Origin of the sequence: Serratia sarumanii (assembly GCF_029962605.1) — a bacterium.
Taxonomy (GTDB): domain Bacteria; phylum Pseudomonadota; class Gammaproteobacteria; order Enterobacterales; family Enterobacteriaceae; genus Serratia; species Serratia sarumanii.
In genome coordinates this window covers 907,772-924,422 of sequence record NZ_CP124750.1, presented here as the reverse complement: position 1 = coordinate 924,422, position 16,651 = coordinate 907,772, and the positions used below count along the sequence as shown (strand labels likewise).

The window sequence follows — 16,651 nt, the reverse complement described above, 5'->3', positions numbered from 1 at the left end:
ACAGTAGTGAACACTGAGTGAAGAGTTTATAGGAAACTGTTCACCCTCTTATCTACTGATTTATCAATATTTTTTATTTAGGTGAACAGTAGTGAATAGTTTTAGGTAAAACTAAAAATGGCTTGATGGTTTTCTCATCAGTGCTCAAGGCTGTTGTCCTGGGGACAGTCCAACCGGGATGAATGGCGATGTTGTACGGCGGTCAGCAGAATAGCTTCACATTGACTGACACCGGAGACACGACCATGAGCAGCACCGCCTTACCGAAATACATCACCGATAAACTGCAAGCCCTGCGTGACGCTCGCGCCGCCCACGACAAAAACTATCAAGCGTTGACCGACGTCGTGACAGGCATTGCCCGCTGCCACCAACAGAAGAAAGACACCGAAGTGCAGAGCCAGGAGGCAGAAAGCCAGTGGCGCACCCTGTTTCGCAAACTGCGCGGAGAAATGACGCCGGAACTGCAAGCGCAGCACCACAGTCGGATTTCCAAGCGGGAGCTAGCGAAAGAGTTCGACGGCCTGATTGAGGAGATGGAGCTGGACAAAATGCAGCTTCACCTCAGCTGCGGCGGCACGGCCCCGAAGGTGGTGAGCGCGCACAAAGACGCCCTCACGACCTTTGCTGCTCACGCGATGCATCAGGCCGTGGATGCGCTGAGCAAGGCGCTTATCAGCCCCGAGGTTATCAAGGCTTGCGCACTGGCTTCACGGGCTTACGGCGTCTATGCGGACAATCCGATGAAAATGATTGAGCTACAGGTACTGGGCACGCTACAAGGCCGCATTCGCGCTACCATGGCTACGCAAAATATCGACCACCCGGTGCTGAATGAGATTGGCCTGACGATACCGCAAGAAACCGGCGTATTGCCGGAACTGCAAAGCAGCCCAATTCGCCGGACGCAAGTGGCAAGAGAACTGGCGGAAAAACGCCGTCTGCTGCAAGAGAAAGGGGCCCAATCATGATGCGCTGCCCGCTGTGCACCCATGCGTCCTATACCCGCACCAGTCGCTATATCACGGAGCGGACGAAAGAGGCGTATTACCAATGTCAGAGCCTGACCTGTTCTTGCACATTCAAGACGGTGGAAAGCGTCGATAAAATCCTGTGCCAGCCGATACAGGCGCAACCGGTCGATGAGAACGCCCTGCCACCGCCCGAGAAACGGACGTTGAACCGCTATCGCCGCTACAACAGCAACCCTACCCTGCACTAATCACACTCCGCCCCGCAGCTCTCGACAGCATCGCGGGGCATTCCCTTTTCACCTCGCCCAAAACAGCCTTTTTCCTGGCTAGCCAGCCTCAAATTGCGCGTGCATGCATAGGGTGCATGATTTTGCATGCAAGAAAATGCACTTTTCATCCCCTGCCGCACCAGTACTGGCGCGGCCTGCGGCCGTTCATGCAACTGCATGAAAAGCGACACATGAAGTGCGCAGGCGAGGCGGGGGAAGTATTGCGCGCATGACATGAATAGAATTAAATTCAAATTTTCTATATTAATAACCTCGCATCAGACATCAAGTGTTAAGTCAATGGAGCAGTGAAATCAGTTTTATTGCCTTCAGGCTTTTTGTTTTATACATGGCGTAAGAAAAATGAGTTTTTAAACATATTGTACAAGGCATACATTGCAAAACATTTATATATCAAAAAGTTATTAAAAATAAATTAATATCACAATAAAAAATATGCCTTATGTTCAGAAACATAATCAAAGTAGTTGACCTGCATCCCATTGTGATATTACTTATATAAATAAACACTTCTATTGTGACATCATTGTATGAAGAGGATTTAGTATGAGCGTACCGCAGACACTAATTGATAAAATAAAAAGAGGAAGAGTTGTACTATTTCTAGGCTCTGGAGCTTTGATTGGCGCAAAATTAAAAAAGTTTGATGTCCCCAAAGGGAATGATTTAGGAAATCTAATATCTGATCGGTTTCTTAATGGTGATTATAAATATGAGTCACTAACTCAAATTGCAGACCTCGCAATTTCAGAGCATGGTATCATTGATGTTCAGGAGTTTATACGAGAAATATTTGAAGATCTTGAGGTTAATGATTTCCATAAAATCATCCCAGATTTTCAATGGAAAGCAATTTTCTCCACCAATTATGATCGAATGATAGAGTTTTGTTACGAAACAAAAAAAACCAATCAAACACTCTCTATTCATTTATCTAATAATGATGGATTTCAAGAGGGTGAGAAAACTACTGATATACTGAATTTTGTAAAGCTGCATGGATGCATTACCAGAACTAGAGACCCCGATTTGCCACTTATTTTAACGGTGGAACAATTTAATGAATATGAAAATAATAGAAATTTACTATTTAAATATTTATATGAATTAGCAATAGAGTATAGCATTGTATTTATAGGTCATAGTTTACAAGATGCCAATATAAGACATATTATATCAATGGTTAATAACAATGTTCCTCAGGGGCAGAGACATTATCTATTAAAACCAGGCATTAAGGATCCAGAAATTAATTTGTGGGCTTCAAAAAAAATAAATGCTTTAGATTTTACATTTGAAGATTTTTTAAGGAAAGTGAATGATTTAATTCCTTTATCTGAAAGATTTAACTATCTTATTACTCCAATATCGAATAATGCGATTCAAAAAATATTTGTAACTAATGCCCCCCCATCAGAAGAGCTAAACAGGATACTTACTGACAGTATACAATATATACATTCTGACATGAATGTAGAACATTTCAACCCTAAGGAATTTTACAAAGGGTCAGATTTAGGTTGGTATGCACAAAGTGCAGAATTAGCCATTAAAAGAACGTTGTTAGATCGTTTCTTAGAAGAAATAATATTAAAGCCTGAAACTGAGAGAAGTGATATTACAGAGTTAATTTTACTTAAGGGCGAAGCAGGTTCAGGGAAAACGGTTTTCCTCAGGCAAGTTGCTTGGGAAATGAGAGTTATGGATTTCGGATGCGCGCTTTGGGTCAACAACGGAGATAATTTAACCGTCGAAATTATTAAAGAAATAATAGAAAAAACTAATGAAAGGATATTTATCTTTTGGGATGACGCGTCATTGCACGCAAACAAAATGGCTGCGCTTATTAATAGCGCTGTAAAATCCGAATTAAAAATAACAATCATAACTGCAGAAAGATATAATGAATGGAGCCAACGTTGCGATTTACTTAAGGAATCAATTACTGAAGTGTATTCATTGCGTAACCTGAGTGAGTTCGAGGTAGCTAGTTTAGTAGAAAAGCTTGAGATTCATGATTGCTTGGGCCCTAATCTTATAAATAAAACTAAAGCTGAGCGCATACAAGAATTTATTGTTAATTCAGAACGGCAGTTATTAGTTGCTTTACATGAAGCAACTATGGGTGAGCCATTTGAAGATATTATCTTTAATGAATATGAATCTATATATCCTATTCAGGCTAGAACAATCTATCGTACAATTTGTACGTTAAACAGATTACGTGTCCCAGTTAGAGCCGGTCTAATCGCAAGGATTTTTGGCATTAACTTTTCAGATTTCAAACAACAATTCTTTACTCCATTAGAAAAGATAGTTTTATGGGATTCTGAAGGGAATGATGATTACCATTACAGAGCTCGACACGCCGAAATAGCAGAAATTGTATTTAATCGTGCATTCGGTAGTACTTTAGAAAAATATAATGAATATACCCAAATATTAGATAAAATAAATATTGCGTTTGAATCTGATCGGATTTCATTCAGACAGTTTATGCGCGCAAAATCACTCCATGAGATTTTTCCTGACTATCAAGACGTAAATGGTATTTATCAAAAGGCTTTGAAAACTATCGGAGAAGACCCGTATTTGCTGCAACAAATGGCAAACTTTGAAAGAATACGGCCAAATGGGAATTTATCACTTGCGATCGAATTGCTAGAAAGTGCTAAGGAAAAAGCACCTTATGATAGTAGCATAATTCATACAATGGCTACTGTATGGCGAGACAAAGCCAATAATAGCAATGAAGCCTACGACCGGATAAAGTTTCGTGGAGAGGCTCGTCATTTATTACAGGAAGCACAAAGACGTTGGGGTGGAAGCCCATATATTTCTACAACTCTTTTAGAGTTGTCTATCGATAACTTTGAAGATAATATGAAGGATGACAATGTTTCTGGTAAAGTTATAGATGATCTTATTCGAAGGATTGAGGAAGAAATTACTATTAGTAAGCAAAAATATCCAGACGAAACAATGCTTTCTAACTTAGAGGCTAGGTTTGCTGGGATTATGAATGATGATGGAAGAATTTTAAGTTCACTTATTTCTGCTTTTAATGATAACTCCAGGGATCCTTTTATCGCAATACGACTCTCAAAAATTTATATTGATAAAGGTGATTTTAACGAAGCCTCAAAGGTACTTACGCAGGCTTTAGAAAGAAGAAGAAGCGATCACCGATTGAATTACCAATATGCTGAGCTTCTCAGAATAATGGATCCCTCGAAAAGAGCTTCGTTAATTTATTATTATAGAAGGGCGTTTACTCCAAACGACCAGAATTTTCAAGCGCAATTCTGGTTTGCACGTTTCGCATATGAGTCAAATGATATCAAAGATACTTCTTTATCTGCTGATATTTTCGATTATCTCCGCACCGCTAGAATATCAAAAGATGATCGGTTTAAAATCAGAGATTATATAGGTGGACAAGTTTGTGCAACTATTTTCAGAGGGAGTTTGAAAGGGGTTAATAGTGGATTTGGGTTTGTGACAGTCGATGGAAGTGGAAAGGATATTTTTTTCCCTCGCTCTGAGGTACAAAACGATCTTTGGGAGGCATTGAAGGCAGGCGACAGGTTGAAATTTAATATAGGTTTCAATTATGCAGGCCCCGTAGCATGTAATATCATCCCTTCTTAGCGAATTTAATATAGACGGGGCTAATGCGATTAAATCCATTAGCCCATTTTTTACTGATTAATTTTTATTATCTCCAATATAACCAAAGTCACCTTTGATTGCTTGTATTGCATAGTATATATTTTCACAATCATCCATTCATTAAAGCGTAATTTGAATACCACTGCATCATAGCCCGGCGCTTATCAATATATTGGGCATGATTATACGCACCTCTAATATTATTCTTATCTATATGAGCAAGCTGTATTTCTATCCAAGCCGAATCATATCCTTTTTCATGGAGGATAGTAGATAAGGAATGTCGAAATCCATGGCCAGTAAGTTTTCCACCATAACCAATACGCTTGATAACTTGATTAATACTCGCCTCACTCATAGGCTTGCTCGGATCATTCCGCCCCGGAAAAACATAACGATAGTTCCCTGTCATGATCTTGAGTTCATTGAGTAAATCTAACGCCTGAGTAGACAATGGCACAAGATGTGACCTACGCATTTTCATCCTTTCAGCGGGAATTTCCCAAATAGCGTTATCCAGATCAAATTCAGACCATAAGGCCGCACGTAATTCGATGGTTCTAACACCCGTAATCATGAGTAATTTAGTGGCAATCAAAACAAGCCGACTTCCGGTGTAACTGTTTAAGGCGCGAAGGAAATCAGGTATCTCATCAGCCTTTAGGAACGGGAAGTGATTAGATTGATGTACTTCGAGGGCGCTTGAGAGTTCTGCCGCAGGATTAAACTCAGCTCTCCCCGTAGCAATGGCATAGCGAAAAACTTCCGAGCAGCGCTGCCGCACTTTGCGCATTTTCTCTAAAGCACCACGTTTCTCTATTTTACGAAGCACATTTAACAGCTCTAACGGTTTAATTTCGCCTACTGGTCTCGCCCCCATATAAGGGAAAATATCGTTCTGAAACGCTTCGATGATATCCGAGGCATATCCCGACGACCATTTTGTAGACTTAAGCTGGTGCCACTCTCTGGCTATCTTTTCGAAAGCGTTCTCTGACTCTGTTTGCAGAGCTAGCTTTTGCTCTTTTCGAACCTCACTAGGATTCTTTCCTTCTGCCACAAGTTTTCGAGCTTCATCACGGCGAGAACGAGCATCTGCTAATGTGATCGTTGGGTAGACGCCAAGCGAGATCATTTTTGGTTTACCGGCATAGCGATAGCGGAACCGCCAGCTCTTACTTCCATTAGGTTCTATAAGCAATGACAGCCCTTGCCCATCTCCAAGTGTATAGGCTTTAGCTTCAGGCTTAGCGCGGCGAATCTGCATATCGTTTAAAGGCATGTGTATAGAAATCCAAGACCGAACAGGAACATATACACAATCCTATACATATTAGATACCGGATTCCACTGGAACATTACGGACTAATACGGATTGAAAAATCACAAATATCTTTATAAAACAGTCTGTTTATGGATGGATACGGACATTACAGGAAGAGAGAATGGTGCCGATAATAGGAGTCGAACCTACGACCTTCGCATTACGAATGCGCTGCTCTACCAACTGAGCTATATCGGCATCGCGCCGGGCCTGCGGGGCAAGCCGGAAGTGCGTTGAACAAGGTAGACCTGCGCGCGAAATGAGTCAATAGCCGCCGGGGCGTTTGGTTGTTTTGCAAGCAGTGATACTGCCGTGCCCCCAAAAACACTCAGGGCGCAGCACGCTACGCCCTGACGTCTTTATGACCGCAATCCGGCCTTAGCTGCGCACCAGATCGTCGCCGTAGCCAATCCACTTGTAGGTGGTCAGCGCGTCCAGGCCCATCGGGCCGCGGGCGTGCAGTTTCTGGGTGCTCACCGCCACTTCCGCGCCCAGGCCGAACTGGCCGCCGTCGGTGAAGCGGGTGCTGGCGTTGACGTACACCGCCGAAGAGTCCACCGCGCGCACGAAGTGCTCGGCGCTGCTCAGCGAGCGGGTGAGGATCGCGTCGGAGTGATTGGTGCCGTGGGTGCGGATGTGGTCGATGGCCTGATCGATATCGTCCACCAGCAACACGTTCAGATCCAGCGACAGCCATTCGTCGTCGTAATCCTCCGCGTTCACCGGCACCACCGTCGCCGGGCCGCCCTGCAGCAGCGGCAGCGCGTTTTCCGCCGCGTGCAGCGTCACGCCCGCCGCCGCCATTTTGGCGCTCAGCGCCGGCAGGAACTCGGCGGCGATGCTGCGGTTCACCAGCAGCGTTTCCAGCGAGTTACAGGCGCTCGGGCGCTGGATCTTGGCGTTTTCAATGACCGTTAGCGCCTTGTCGAAATCGACGTCGGCATCCACGTAGGTGTGGCACACGCCGATGCCGCCGGTGATCACCGGGATGGTCGATTGCTCGCGGCACAGCTTGTGCAGGCCGGCGCCGCCGCGCGGGATCAGCATGTCGACATAGCGATCCAGGCGTAGCAGCTCGTTCACCAGCGCGCGATCCGGGCTGTCGATCGCCTGTACCGCCGCCGCCGGCAGGCCGCACTGTTCCAGCGCCTGCTGGATCACTTTCACCGTCGCCTGGTTGGTGTTATGCGTCTCTTTACCGCCGCGCAGGATCACCGCGTTGCCGGTTTTCAGGCACAGGCTGGCGACGTCGATGGTGACGTTGGGCCGCGCCTCGTAAATCACGCCGATCACGCCGAGCGGCACCCGGCGGCGCTCCAGCTTCAGCCCGCTGTCCAGCAGGTTGCCGTCCAGCACGTGGCCGACCGGGTCGTTCAGGCGGCACACCTGGCGCACGTCGTTGGCGATCGCCGCCAGCCGCGCCGGGGTCAGCAGCAGGCGATCGAGCAGCGCTTCGCTCATGCCGGTGGCGCGCGCCTGCGCCATATCTTGTTCGTTCGCCAGCAGGATCGCTTCGCTGTTGGCCTCCAGCCTGTCGGCCATCACCGACAGCACCTGATTCTTCTTCGCCGTGCTCAGCACCGCCAGCTGCCAGGAGGCCTGCTTGGCGGCCTTTCCCATCTGCTCCAGCATGCTCACTCCTTAACTGACAATCATATCGTCGCGGTGCACTGCCACCGGACCGTATTCATAACCGAGGATTTCGCTGATTTCCTGCGAGTGGTGCCCGGCGATCATGCGCATCGCGTCGCTGTTGTAGCGGCTGACGCCGTGCGCCAGATCGCGCCCCGCCAGGTTGCGGATGCGGATCACTTCGCCGCGCGAGAAGTCACCCTTCACGTCGCGGATGCCCTTCGGCAGCAGCGAACTGCCGCGTGCCATCATCGCTTCCACCGCGCCATCGTCGACGGTGATCTCGCCGGCCGGCGGCGCGCCAAAGATCCAGCGCTTGCGGTTTTCCAGCGGGGTTTCCAGCGCGTGGAAACGGGTGCCCACCGGTTTGCCTTCGATCACGTCCGCCACCACGCCCGGTTTGCTGCCCGCGGCGATCACCACGTCGATGCCGGCGCGGCAGGCCACGTCGGCCGCCTGCAGCTTGGTGCCCATGCCGCCGGTGCCCAGGCCGGAGACGCTGTCGCCGGCGATGGCGCGCAGCGCGTCGTCGATGCCGTGCACTTCACGGATCAGTTCGGCCTGCGGGTTGTTGCGCGGATCGGCGGTGTAGAGGCCCTGCTGATCGGTCAGCAGCAGCAGTTTGTCGGCCCCGGCCAGAATGGCCGCCAGCGCCGACAGGTTATCGTTGTCGCCCACCTTGATTTCGGCGGTGGCGACGGCGTCGTTCTCATTGATTACCGGCACGATGCGGTTGTCCAGCAGCGCCGTCATGGTATCGCGCGCGTTGAGGAAGCGCTCGCGGTCTTCCAGATCGGCGCGCGTCAGCAGCATCTGCCCGACGTGGATGCCGTAAATGGAGAACAGCTGTTCCCACAGCTGGATCAGCCGGCTCTGCCCCACCGCCGCCAGCAGCTGCTTGGAAGCGATAGTAGCGGGCAGCTCGGGGTAGCCCAGGTGTTCGCGCCCGGCGGCGATGGCGCCGGAGGTGACGATGACGATGCGGTGGCCCGCGGCGTGTTGCTGCGCGCACTGGCGCACCAATTCGACGATGTGGGCGCGGTTCAGACGCAGCGATCCGCCGGTCAACACGCTGGTGCCCAATTTCACAACCAATGTCTGGCTGCCGTTCATAGTATTTCTGCCGTGTGTAATGATGAGAAGAAGAGTGCAAAGGTCTTTGTAACAGGAGAGACGCGTTATGCCAACAGGCACAACGCGAAATCAGCACAATACGTGGTCAAACGGGGTCAGGCGGAGAGTTTGATCAGTTTTTCTTTGAAATCGTCGGCGGGTTCCAGCCCCAGTTCCATGGTCGCCAGCAGCTCGCCCAGGCGGCGATGGAAGTCGCGCAGGGTGTCTTCCAGCTTGGCGTTCACTTCATCATCCTTAATGTTTTGCGCCGTCCAGTCGCCTTCTTTGTCGAACAGGCCGAATTGGTACGAATAGGTGAAGCGCGCCTCTTCCGCCTGCAGCTCCATCCACCAGCCCCAGAACTCGCGCTTCTCCGGAGCGGGCTTTACATTGACGCAGACAGCCAAACAATCAAAGAAAAAACGGTCGTTTTCACATTGCCCTTCACGCAGGTACGGCCCCAAGCTGGCAAAACGTTTCATTAGTCGGCTTTTAGGGTGACCACTCGGTAACGTCATTCTCTAACCTCCTCAATGTAGACCACTCTTTTTAACAAACTGTTAAAATTTAGCAACTAATTAACGCATTTTGTCCTTCAGCCAGCCGGACATTTGCAGCAACGCCCGGTGGAAACTGTCGTAAACCGGGGTGCGCGGGATGGCGACCAGCTTGCCGCTCACCGAGGAGGTGACAATCAGCTGCGACTCCTCTTTCGGGCTGAGCGTATCGCGCTCCCAGTAGCCGGAGATCATCGGCGTCGGGCAGCGGCGCCCCAGCAGCCCCTGCATTTTCAGCGAGTAGCTGTTCAGCTCCACCTTCAGCACGTTGTCGGAGGCGTTGGCCATGCCCATGCGGCTGGCCAGCACGTCCATATACATGTCCGGTACGTTCAGCTGGGTGCTGCTGTCGCACAGCAGGCGATGCACCACCGGCCCCAGGCAGGCTACGCCGCGCAGCCGCTGCGGCTCCAGGTAGGCCAGCCGCACCGCCACGTTGGCGCCGAAGCGGAAGCCGAAGGCACTCACCCGCTGATGATCCACCCACGGCACCGAGGCCAGCTGGATCAGCACCTGCTGGTGAAGGTAGCTGGAATCCTGCGTCAGCTTCAATTTGCAGGAGGAGCCGATCGACGGCATGTCGAGCGTCAGCATGGCGATGCCGTGCGGCGCCAGGTAGTCGCGGAACAGGCGATGATAGTCGGTCTGCAGCGTATCGAGGCTGCCGCACATCAGCACCGTCGGGAACGGCGCTTCGCCCTTCTCCGGCATGTGCAGGAAGCCGGTGACGCTGGCGCCGCCTTCGATGCGGAACTCCAGCTCTTTCAGTTGGTACGGCAGCAGCAGCGCCGCCTCTTCGTACGCGCGGTTGGCGAGCATCTCTGCCTGTTCGGCCAGCTCGTCGCCCTTCAGGTGCGGGTAACCGGCGATGCTGTACAGGCTCGCGGCCTTCAGCCAGTATTGGCCGCCGAGCAGCGGATCCTGCTGCTCCGTCGCCCGCTGCTGCCACTGCATGCCCTGATGGATCCACTCGTAGATCCAGTTGCCGTTGCGGTAGCCCACCACGGTATCCAGCCGCTGCGGATTGCTGCGTTCGGCGTCCGAGGCGGCGATGCGCGCCAGCACTTCGTGGATTTCGATCGGGCTGACGCCACGCCAGGCCCACAGCAGCGGATTCAGCATGCGGTACCAGCTGCCGGTGGTGTCACCTTCCAATGCGGAATGCATGGCGGCGCTCACATTGTTGCGCGCGCGCAGCACCAGCGTCGAGGTTTCAGGGTGTTTGAATTTGGGCTTGAAAAGAATTTCAGAAAGGTTGGCCTGTGCCATGGTAACAACAGCCTCCGTAAATCTGGCGATAGGCCGCAAAAGGCCTACTTAACTGGAGGTAGTGTACCTAACTCTGGCGGGAGAAACCAAAATAACGCAAACGCCCGGCATAACCGGGCGTTTGCTTGGAACTGGCTGGGCTTAGCGGCCGCCGATCGGTGGAACGAAGCTGACGCCCATATCCCACGGCTGTTCGATCCAGGTGTCCTGCGGGATGTCGACCACGTAGTCGTCCACCAGCGGACGGCCCGCCGGTTTGGCGAAGATGGTGACGAAATGCGCTTTCGGGTACATATCGCGGATCGCTTTCGCGGTGCCGCCGGTATCCACCAAATCATCCACCACGATGAAACCTTCACCGTCGCCTTCGGCGCGCTTGAGCACTTTCATTTCGCGTTGGTTGTCATGGTCGTAGCTGGAAATGCAGACGGTATCCACATGGCGGATGCCCAGTTCGCGCGCCAGCAGAGCCGCCGGCACCAGGCCGCCGCGGCTTACGGCAATGATGCCCGTCCATTTGTCGGCAGGCAGCAGGCGGTGCGCCAGCTTGCGTGCGTGCATTTGCAGCATATCCCAGGTAACAACGTATTTTTCGCTCATAGAATCGTGTCCCAGCCGGCTGGTGAAGCGGCTTACTTTATAGTTCAGGGGAAAAAAGGTTGCGCGAGATTATAGAGACTGGCCGCGTTGAATTCCAGTTGTACCGAGGAAAACCTCGCGATTTCCGCCGTGCGGCTTTTCGGTGATTGATGCTGAAAAAGCGAACGTTCCCGCAGCGAAGCCGTGTGATCAAGCGCTTAAACCGCACAATACGGTGCGCGCACCGCCGGAAATAAAGTGATATTCTCTGGTGATCGTGCCACGACGCACAGATACCCGCTCACCTTAACCGCGCGGCACGCCCGTCCTGTCGGAGCCTGCCGTCACAGGAGACTTATAGTGTCTGAATTGTCTCAGCTTTCGCCACAGCCGCTGTGGGATATTTTCGCCAAGATCTGTTCTATCCCGCACCCTTCTTATCATGAAGAAGCGCTGGCGCAGCACATCCTCGCCTGGGCCAAAGAAAAGAACCTGCACGCCGAGCGCGATCGGGTCGGTAATATCCTGCTGCGCAAGCCGGCCACCAAAGGCATGGAAAACCGCAAGCCGGTCGCGCTGCAGGCGCACCTGGACATGGTGCCGCAAAAGAATAACGACACTGTGCACGATTTCGCCAAGGATCCGATCCAGCCTTATATCGCCGGCGAGTGGGTGAAAGCGCGCGGCACCACGCTGGGCGCCGACAACGGCATCGGCATGGCCTCTGCCCTGGCGGTGCTGGCCGACGACAGCGTTGAGCACGGCCCGCTGGAAGTGCTGCTGACCATGACCGAAGAAGCCGGCATGGACGGCGCCTTCGGGCTGCAGCCGAACTGGCTGCAGGCGGATATCCTGATCAATACCGACTCCGAAGAAGAAGGCGAAATCTACATGGGTTGCGCCGGCGGTATCGACTTCATCACCACCCTGCCGCTGCAGCGCGAAGCGGTGCCGGCCGGTTATCAAACCCTGAAGCTGACCCTCAAGGGCCTGAAAGGCGGCCACTCCGGCGCCGAGATCCACGTCGGTCTGGGCAACGCCAACAAGCTGCTGGCGCGCTTCCTGTTCGCCCATGCGGCTGCGCTGAACCTGCGCGTGCTGGATCTGAACGGCGGCACCCTGCGCAACGCCATCCCGCGTGAAGCCTCTGCGGTGGTTGCGGTGCCGGCGGACAAGGCCGATGCGCTGAAAGCGCTGAGCCAGGAGTTCCTGGCGGTGCTGCAGAACGAACTCTCCGCCAAAGAGAAGAACATCACCGTGCTGCTGGAGCCGACCACCAGCGCTTCGCAGGCGCTGAGCGCCGACAGCCAGCAGCGCTTCCTGGCGCTGCTGAACGGCACGCCGAACGGCGTGATCCGCATGAGCGACGCGGTAAAAGGCGTGGTGGAAACCTCGCTGAACGTCGGCGTGGTCACCACCAGCGAAAACGAAGCGGAAATCATCTGCCTGATCCGTTCCCTTATCGACAGCGGCAAAGACTACGTGGTCGAGATGCTGACCGCGCTGGGCCAGCTGGCCGGCGCCAAGGTGGCGCCGAAGGGCGGCTACCCGGGCTGGCAGCCGGACGCCGACTCGCCGGTGATGCACCTGGTGCGCGAGCTGTATCAGGAGCTGTTCGACAAGACGCCGAACATCATGGTGATCCACGCCGGCCTGGAATGCGGTCTGTTCAAAAAGCCGTATCCAAACATGGACATGGTATCGATCGGGCCAACCATCACCGGCCCGCACTCGCCGGATGAGCAGGTGCATATCGAAAGCGTCGGTTTGTACTGGAAGCTGCTGACCTCGCTGCTGAAAGCGATCCCTGAGCGCGCATAAGCCGCGCGCTTAACGCAAAAAGCCGGCGACTTGCCGGCTTTTTTATTCCCAAGGCAGCGCCAGCTGCCGCTCCAGCTGCGGATCGAGCAGCGTCACGTGCAGCCCCACCAGCCGCACGCCGCGCCCTTCGCGCCGCTCGCGCCACGCCTGCCGCGCCACCTCCAGCAAATCCTGCCGGTTCAGCACCGGGAACACGTGCTCCTGGGTGGTTTGCTGAAAATCCTGAAACTTCAGCTTCACGCCCTGCCGGGCGATGTGCAGATCCGGCTTCACCTTGCGCAGCCGCATCTCCAGCTCGGGATAGAGTTTGTCGATAATCAGCGTTTCGCAATCTTCCCAGTCGTGAATGTCTTCCGCCAGCGTGCGCTCCACCCCCACCGATTTGCGCAGCCGCTCAGGAGAGATTTCGCGCCGATCGATGCCCTGACACCGCTCCCACAGCACCCGGCCGAACTTGCCGAAGCGCTTGAGCAGCTGCGCCAAATCGTATTGCTGCACGTCGGCGCAGGTGATAAGCCCCACCTCTTCCAGGCGCTTGGCGGTCACCTTGCCGACGCCGGGGATCTTGCTGAGCGGCAGCTGCTGCAAAAACGCCGGCACCTGCGCCGGCGTGATCACGTACTGCCCGTTCGGCTTGTTCATCTCGGAGGCGATTTTGGCGAGAAACTTGATAGGCGCGACGCCGGCCGACGCGGTGAGGTTCAGCTCGTCGGCGATCGCCTGGCGGATCTCCTGGGCGATCAGCGTCGCCGAACCGTTGCATTGCGGGCTGTCGGTCACGTCGAGGTAGGCCTCGTCGAGCGACAGCGGCTCGATCAGCGGGGTATAGCGGGCGAAGATTTCACGGATATGCAGCGAGGCCTCTTTGTAAGCCGCTATGCGCCCCGGCAGCAAGGTAAGGTGCGGGCACAGCTTGAGCGCCATCGCCGTGGACATGGCGCTGTGCACGCCGTAGCGCCGCGCCGGGTAGTTGGCGGTACTGATCACCCCGCGCCGATCGGCGCTGCCGCCAATCGCCAGCGGGATATCGCGCAGGCTGGGATCGTCGCGCATTTCCACCGCCGCGAAGAAACAGTCCATATCGACATGAATGATTTTACGCATCGCACCCTCCAGTAACACTGTATAAGTATACAGTCAGATACCGAAAGCTCAAGGCCGCAGGGTTCGACGAAAGCGCCGTTTCCGCCAGATATTTCCGCGTTGTTAAAAAAGCTTAATTTTTCAATAGTATGATTTCCGCCATCCCGTGCGGCTCACCACAACGACAACGAAAAGGTACCCTACATGATCAGATTTTCTCATTTGCTGCTGGCTTCCGCGCTGTCGCTGAGCGCGCTGGCGGCCAGCGCCGCCGCCGGTCACGCGCCGGCGATCGTCGCCCACCGCGGCGGCACCGCCGATGCGCCGGAAAACACCCGCATCGCCATCGAAACCGCGTTGAAAAACGGCGCCGACGCCATCTGGATCACCCTGCAAGAATCCAAAGACGGCGTCATCGTGCTGTATCGCCCTTCGGATCTGAAAACGTTGACCAACCGACAGGGCCCGGTCTCTGCCTATACCGCCGCGCAGCTGGCCGAGATCGACGCCGGCTGGGCTTTCGCCAAGGGGGATGCGCACCCGTTCCGCGGCCAGGGCCTCGGCATTCCGCGGCTGGATGAGGTGTTGAAGGCCTTTCCGCGCGTGACTTTCTATCTGGACATCAAATCCCCGGACGCCGATCCGGCGCAGTTTGGCCGGGCGCTGCTGGCGACGCTGGAAAGCACCGACAGCCTGAACCGCATCCGCGTCTACTCCACCGACGCCAAATACCTGCAGGCGCTGCCGCCGGCCATCCCGCGCTTCGAAAGCCGCGACGAGACCCGCACGCTGCTGGCCAACGTCACCATGGCGCACCAGTGCGACGTCAAACCGGACAACCGCCAGCCGCGCTGGTACGGGCTGGAGCTGAAGCGCGAGGTGGAAGTGGTGGAGAAATATACCCTCGGCGAAGGGCGTTCGAAGGCGTTTCTGACCTGGGATAAAGAGTCGATGGACTGTTTCCGCTCGCAGGGCCCGGCGCACATCATCCTGTTCGGCGTCAACTCGCCGCAGGATTATCAGCAGGCGCTGGCGCTGGGCGCCGACGGCGTGATGGTCAACTCACCGGCCGAGGCAAAAAGCTTCCGCAAGGCGAAATAAATCATCGGCCAAGGGCATAAGGCGGTTCGACAAACCCACCTTATGCCCCCGGCTTTAAACATCCGTTAGTGAGCAGGAACCACCTGGATGATGCCATTTTCATTGCGTACACTAAACCCTGCCCCAAATAGCCGGGCAGCAGGCTCAATACCTTTACTTCGTTTATCCCGCGACAACAGCGTCACCGATACCCCGTAAGACTTCCCGTCTTCGAATTTATAGTTATCGTCGGGAATACACGTAGCCGCGGTGACCGCAGGCATCTCGTTATCCGCGAAGTTCTTGCCGAAGATAGCGTTGGCGTTGCCGATTTCTTCGATAATGACGCCGGCCAACCGCTCGTCCCCTTCCGGTTGAACCCGCACGCAAACGTGGTTATCAACCACAGTGACGCTGGCCGCGTAGTTCTTTGGCCTCGGATCGTTCATGTGCATACAGCCGGCGAGCAGCAAAGTCAGCATTCCAGCCAAAATAATGCGGTTCATCCTGTTACCTCTGCTTAAAAAACTGAGAAAGCGCATATTCGTATTTTCTGGCGATCGTTTTATCCGTTACACCCTGAAAATTGACGCCATTGTTAATCGCCCCCAGCCAGATAGTGTAACCATACTTCTTCAGGAACCAATAATCAGCGATGATTGAAGCCTGCTGTTCCATAGAGTAGTTATGCAACAGCTGTTTACCATCGAGTCGATATTTGTATTCAGCAGCCCAACTCAATAGCCCTCGGATTCTCACCCACATGCCTTTTTGATGCTGCCAGACATGGCTCATTTCGTGGATAAATACATGCTGGAAACCTGCGGCGGCCGTGGAAAAGTCAGCCTTATACAAAGCTTGTCTAAACCAGATTTCTCCGTTGGGCGCCATGGCCGTTCTGCTGGCTTGCAATCCAAACGGCAGATAGCTATCGCAGTGGACATACACCTTCTCATAGAAAACTGAACGGCCAAACACCGAACGGGCCAAATTAATTTCACCCACCGTTAACGCCCGTTTTATCCTTTCTTGTTGTTGTCCCATCCTGGAACTCCCTGAATCCAAAAGAAACCTAATAAGACGATATTTTAACCAACCGAGTCAATAGACTAACCTGCTGAGAATTATCAGGAAGATCCGAATGATTCTACAATGAGAGATGTATCAACCTTACGATTTAATCCTGAGCAAGATTAAAGATTACGATGGGCGTTTTAGCGATTTCTTTAAATCAAAAGAAGTCTGGTTCTGGCAGGT

General features: G+C 53.1%; 14 protein-coding genes and 1 tRNA gene. 5 read left to right on the top strand and 10 right to left on the bottom strand.

Annotation, left to right across the window (positions count from 1 at the left end):
• The first annotated feature begins 245 nt into the window (after window positions 1-245).
• The 3 genes from SSARUM_RS04275 to SSARUM_RS04265 all read left to right on the top strand — a co-directional run bounded on the left by SSARUM_RS04275 (window position 246) and on the right by SSARUM_RS04265 (window position 4,915).
• Complete coding sequence (locus SSARUM_RS04275) at window positions 246-971, top strand: hypothetical protein (RefSeq protein ID WP_060441724.1); 726 nt, start codon at window positions 246-248, stop codon at window positions 969-971.
• A complete protein-coding gene (locus SSARUM_RS04270) occupies window positions 968-1,222 on the top strand; it encodes an ogr/Delta-like zinc finger family protein (protein WP_015376189.1) in 255 nt (84 codons plus the stop codon). Before SSARUM_RS04275 ends, SSARUM_RS04270 begins: the two co-directional genes overlap by 4 nt.
• Before the next feature lie 588 nt (window positions 1,223-1,810).
• The gene (locus SSARUM_RS04265; RefSeq protein WP_072264975.1) at window positions 1,811-4,915 is read left to right on the top strand and encodes a P-loop NTPase; all 3,105 of its coding nucleotides are present in this window, start codon (window positions 1,811-1,813) and stop codon (window positions 4,913-4,915) included.
• 130 nt (window positions 4,916-5,045) lie between these two features.
• Here SSARUM_RS04265 and SSARUM_RS04260 read toward each other — a convergent pair whose 3' ends face one another.
• From SSARUM_RS04260 to gpt, 7 genes are all read right to left on the bottom strand, one after another.
• Window positions 5,046-6,218, bottom strand: a complete 1,173-nt coding sequence (locus SSARUM_RS04260; RefSeq protein WP_060431307.1) for a tyrosine-type recombinase/integrase — start codon at window positions 6,216-6,218, stop codon at window positions 5,046-5,048.
• Between the two features lie 164 nt (window positions 6,219-6,382).
• Window positions 6,383-6,458, bottom strand: a tRNA-Thr gene (locus tag SSARUM_RS04255).
• Window positions 6,459-6,638: 180 nt separating this feature from the next.
• On the bottom strand, window positions 6,639-7,892 hold the full coding sequence (gene proA / locus SSARUM_RS04250) for a glutamate-5-semialdehyde dehydrogenase (protein WP_015376739.1): 1,254 nt from the start codon (window positions 7,890-7,892) through the stop codon (window positions 6,639-6,641).
• 9 nt (window positions 7,893-7,901) lie between these two features.
• Window positions 7,902-9,005, bottom strand: a complete 1,104-nt coding sequence (gene proB, locus SSARUM_RS04245) for a glutamate 5-kinase (RefSeq protein ID WP_033637217.1) — start codon at window positions 9,003-9,005, stop codon at window positions 7,902-7,904.
• 116 nt (window positions 9,006-9,121) lie between these two features.
• Complete coding sequence (gene crl / locus SSARUM_RS04240; RefSeq protein WP_004930258.1) at window positions 9,122-9,523, bottom strand: sigma factor-binding protein Crl; 402 nt, start codon at window positions 9,521-9,523, stop codon at window positions 9,122-9,124.
• Window positions 9,524-9,583: 60 nt separating this feature from the next.
• Window positions 9,584-10,831: an esterase FrsA gene (gene frsA, locus SSARUM_RS04235; RefSeq protein WP_060431304.1), complete on the bottom strand. Its 1,248-nt coding sequence runs from the start codon at window positions 10,829-10,831 to the stop codon at window positions 9,584-9,586.
• Window positions 10,832-10,972: 141 nt separating this feature from the next.
• Entirely contained in the window at window positions 10,973-11,431 is a 459-nt protein-coding gene (gpt, locus tag SSARUM_RS04230; RefSeq protein ID WP_033637215.1) for a xanthine phosphoribosyltransferase, read from the bottom strand.
• Between the two features lie 339 nt (window positions 11,432-11,770).
• Between gpt and pepD the strand changes: the two genes are divergently transcribed.
• The gene (pepD, locus tag SSARUM_RS04225; protein ID WP_060431301.1) at window positions 11,771-13,231 is read left to right on the top strand and encodes a beta-Ala-His dipeptidase; all 1,461 of its coding nucleotides are present in this window, start codon (window positions 11,771-11,773) and stop codon (window positions 13,229-13,231) included.
• A gap of 42 nt (window positions 13,232-13,273) precedes the next feature.
• Here pepD and dinB read toward each other — a convergent pair whose 3' ends face one another.
• Complete coding sequence (gene dinB / locus SSARUM_RS04220; RefSeq protein WP_033653334.1) at window positions 13,274-14,335, bottom strand: DNA polymerase IV; 1,062 nt, start codon at window positions 14,333-14,335, stop codon at window positions 13,274-13,276.
• A 183-nt stretch (window positions 14,336-14,518) separates the two neighbouring features.
• On the opposite strand from dinB, the gene SSARUM_RS04215 reads away from it, so the two are divergent.
• Window positions 14,519-15,415: a glycerophosphodiester phosphodiesterase family protein gene (locus SSARUM_RS04215; RefSeq protein WP_041033490.1), complete on the top strand. Its 897-nt coding sequence runs from the start codon at window positions 14,519-14,521 to the stop codon at window positions 15,413-15,415.
• Between the two features lie 65 nt (window positions 15,416-15,480).
• Here SSARUM_RS04215 and SSARUM_RS04210 read toward each other — a convergent pair whose 3' ends face one another.
• A complete protein-coding gene (locus tag SSARUM_RS04210; RefSeq protein WP_033649932.1) occupies window positions 15,481-15,900 on the bottom strand; it encodes a putative T6SS immunity periplasmic lipoprotein in 420 nt (139 codons plus the stop codon).
• Between the two features lie 4 nt (window positions 15,901-15,904).
• On the bottom strand, window positions 15,905-16,438 hold the full coding sequence (locus SSARUM_RS04205; protein ID WP_033649931.1) for a hypothetical protein: 534 nt from the start codon (window positions 16,436-16,438) through the stop codon (window positions 15,905-15,907).
• Window positions 16,439-16,651 lie beyond the last annotated feature (213 nt).

What these genes read in the sequence shown, in the direction of transcription:
- SSARUM_RS04275 (WP_060441724.1), top strand. Translation starts at nt 246, where the DNA reads ATGAGCAGCACCGCCTTACCGAAATACATCACCGATAAACTGCAAGCC.
- SSARUM_RS04270 (WP_015376189.1), top strand. Translation starts at nt 968, where the DNA reads ATGATGCGCTGCCCGCTGTGCACCCATGCGTCCTATACCCGCACCAGT.
- SSARUM_RS04265 (WP_072264975.1), top strand. Translation starts at nt 1,811, where the DNA reads ATGAGCGTACCGCAGACACTAATTGATAAAATAAAAAGAGGAAGAGTT.
- SSARUM_RS04260 (WP_060431307.1), bottom strand. Translation starts at nt 6,218, where the DNA reads ATGCCTTTAAACGATATGCAGATTCGCCGCGCTAAGCCTGAAGCTAAA.
- proA (WP_015376739.1), bottom strand. Translation starts at nt 7,892, where the DNA reads ATGCTGGAGCAGATGGGAAAGGCCGCCAAGCAGGCCTCCTGGCAGCTG.
- proB (WP_033637217.1), bottom strand. Translation starts at nt 9,005, where the DNA reads ATGAACGGCAGCCAGACATTGGTTGTGAAATTGGGCACCAGCGTGTTG.
- crl (WP_004930258.1), bottom strand. Translation starts at nt 9,523, where the DNA reads ATGACGTTACCGAGTGGTCACCCTAAAAGCCGACTAATGAAACGTTTT.
- frsA (WP_060431304.1), bottom strand. Translation starts at nt 10,831, where the DNA reads ATGGCACAGGCCAACCTTTCTGAAATTCTTTTCAAGCCCAAATTCAAA.
- gpt (WP_033637215.1), bottom strand. Translation starts at nt 11,431, where the DNA reads ATGAGCGAAAAATACGTTGTTACCTGGGATATGCTGCAAATGCACGCA.
- dinB (WP_033653334.1), bottom strand. Translation starts at nt 14,335, where the DNA reads ATGCGTAAAATCATTCATGTCGATATGGACTGTTTCTTCGCGGCGGTG.
- SSARUM_RS04215 (WP_041033490.1), top strand. Translation starts at nt 14,519, where the DNA reads ATGATCAGATTTTCTCATTTGCTGCTGGCTTCCGCGCTGTCGCTGAGC.
- SSARUM_RS04210 (WP_033649932.1), bottom strand. Translation starts at nt 15,900, where the DNA reads ATGAACCGCATTATTTTGGCTGGAATGCTGACTTTGCTGCTCGCCGGC.
- SSARUM_RS04205 (WP_033649931.1), bottom strand. Translation starts at nt 16,438, where the DNA reads ATGGGACAACAACAAGAAAGGATAAAACGGGCGTTAACGGTGGGTGAA.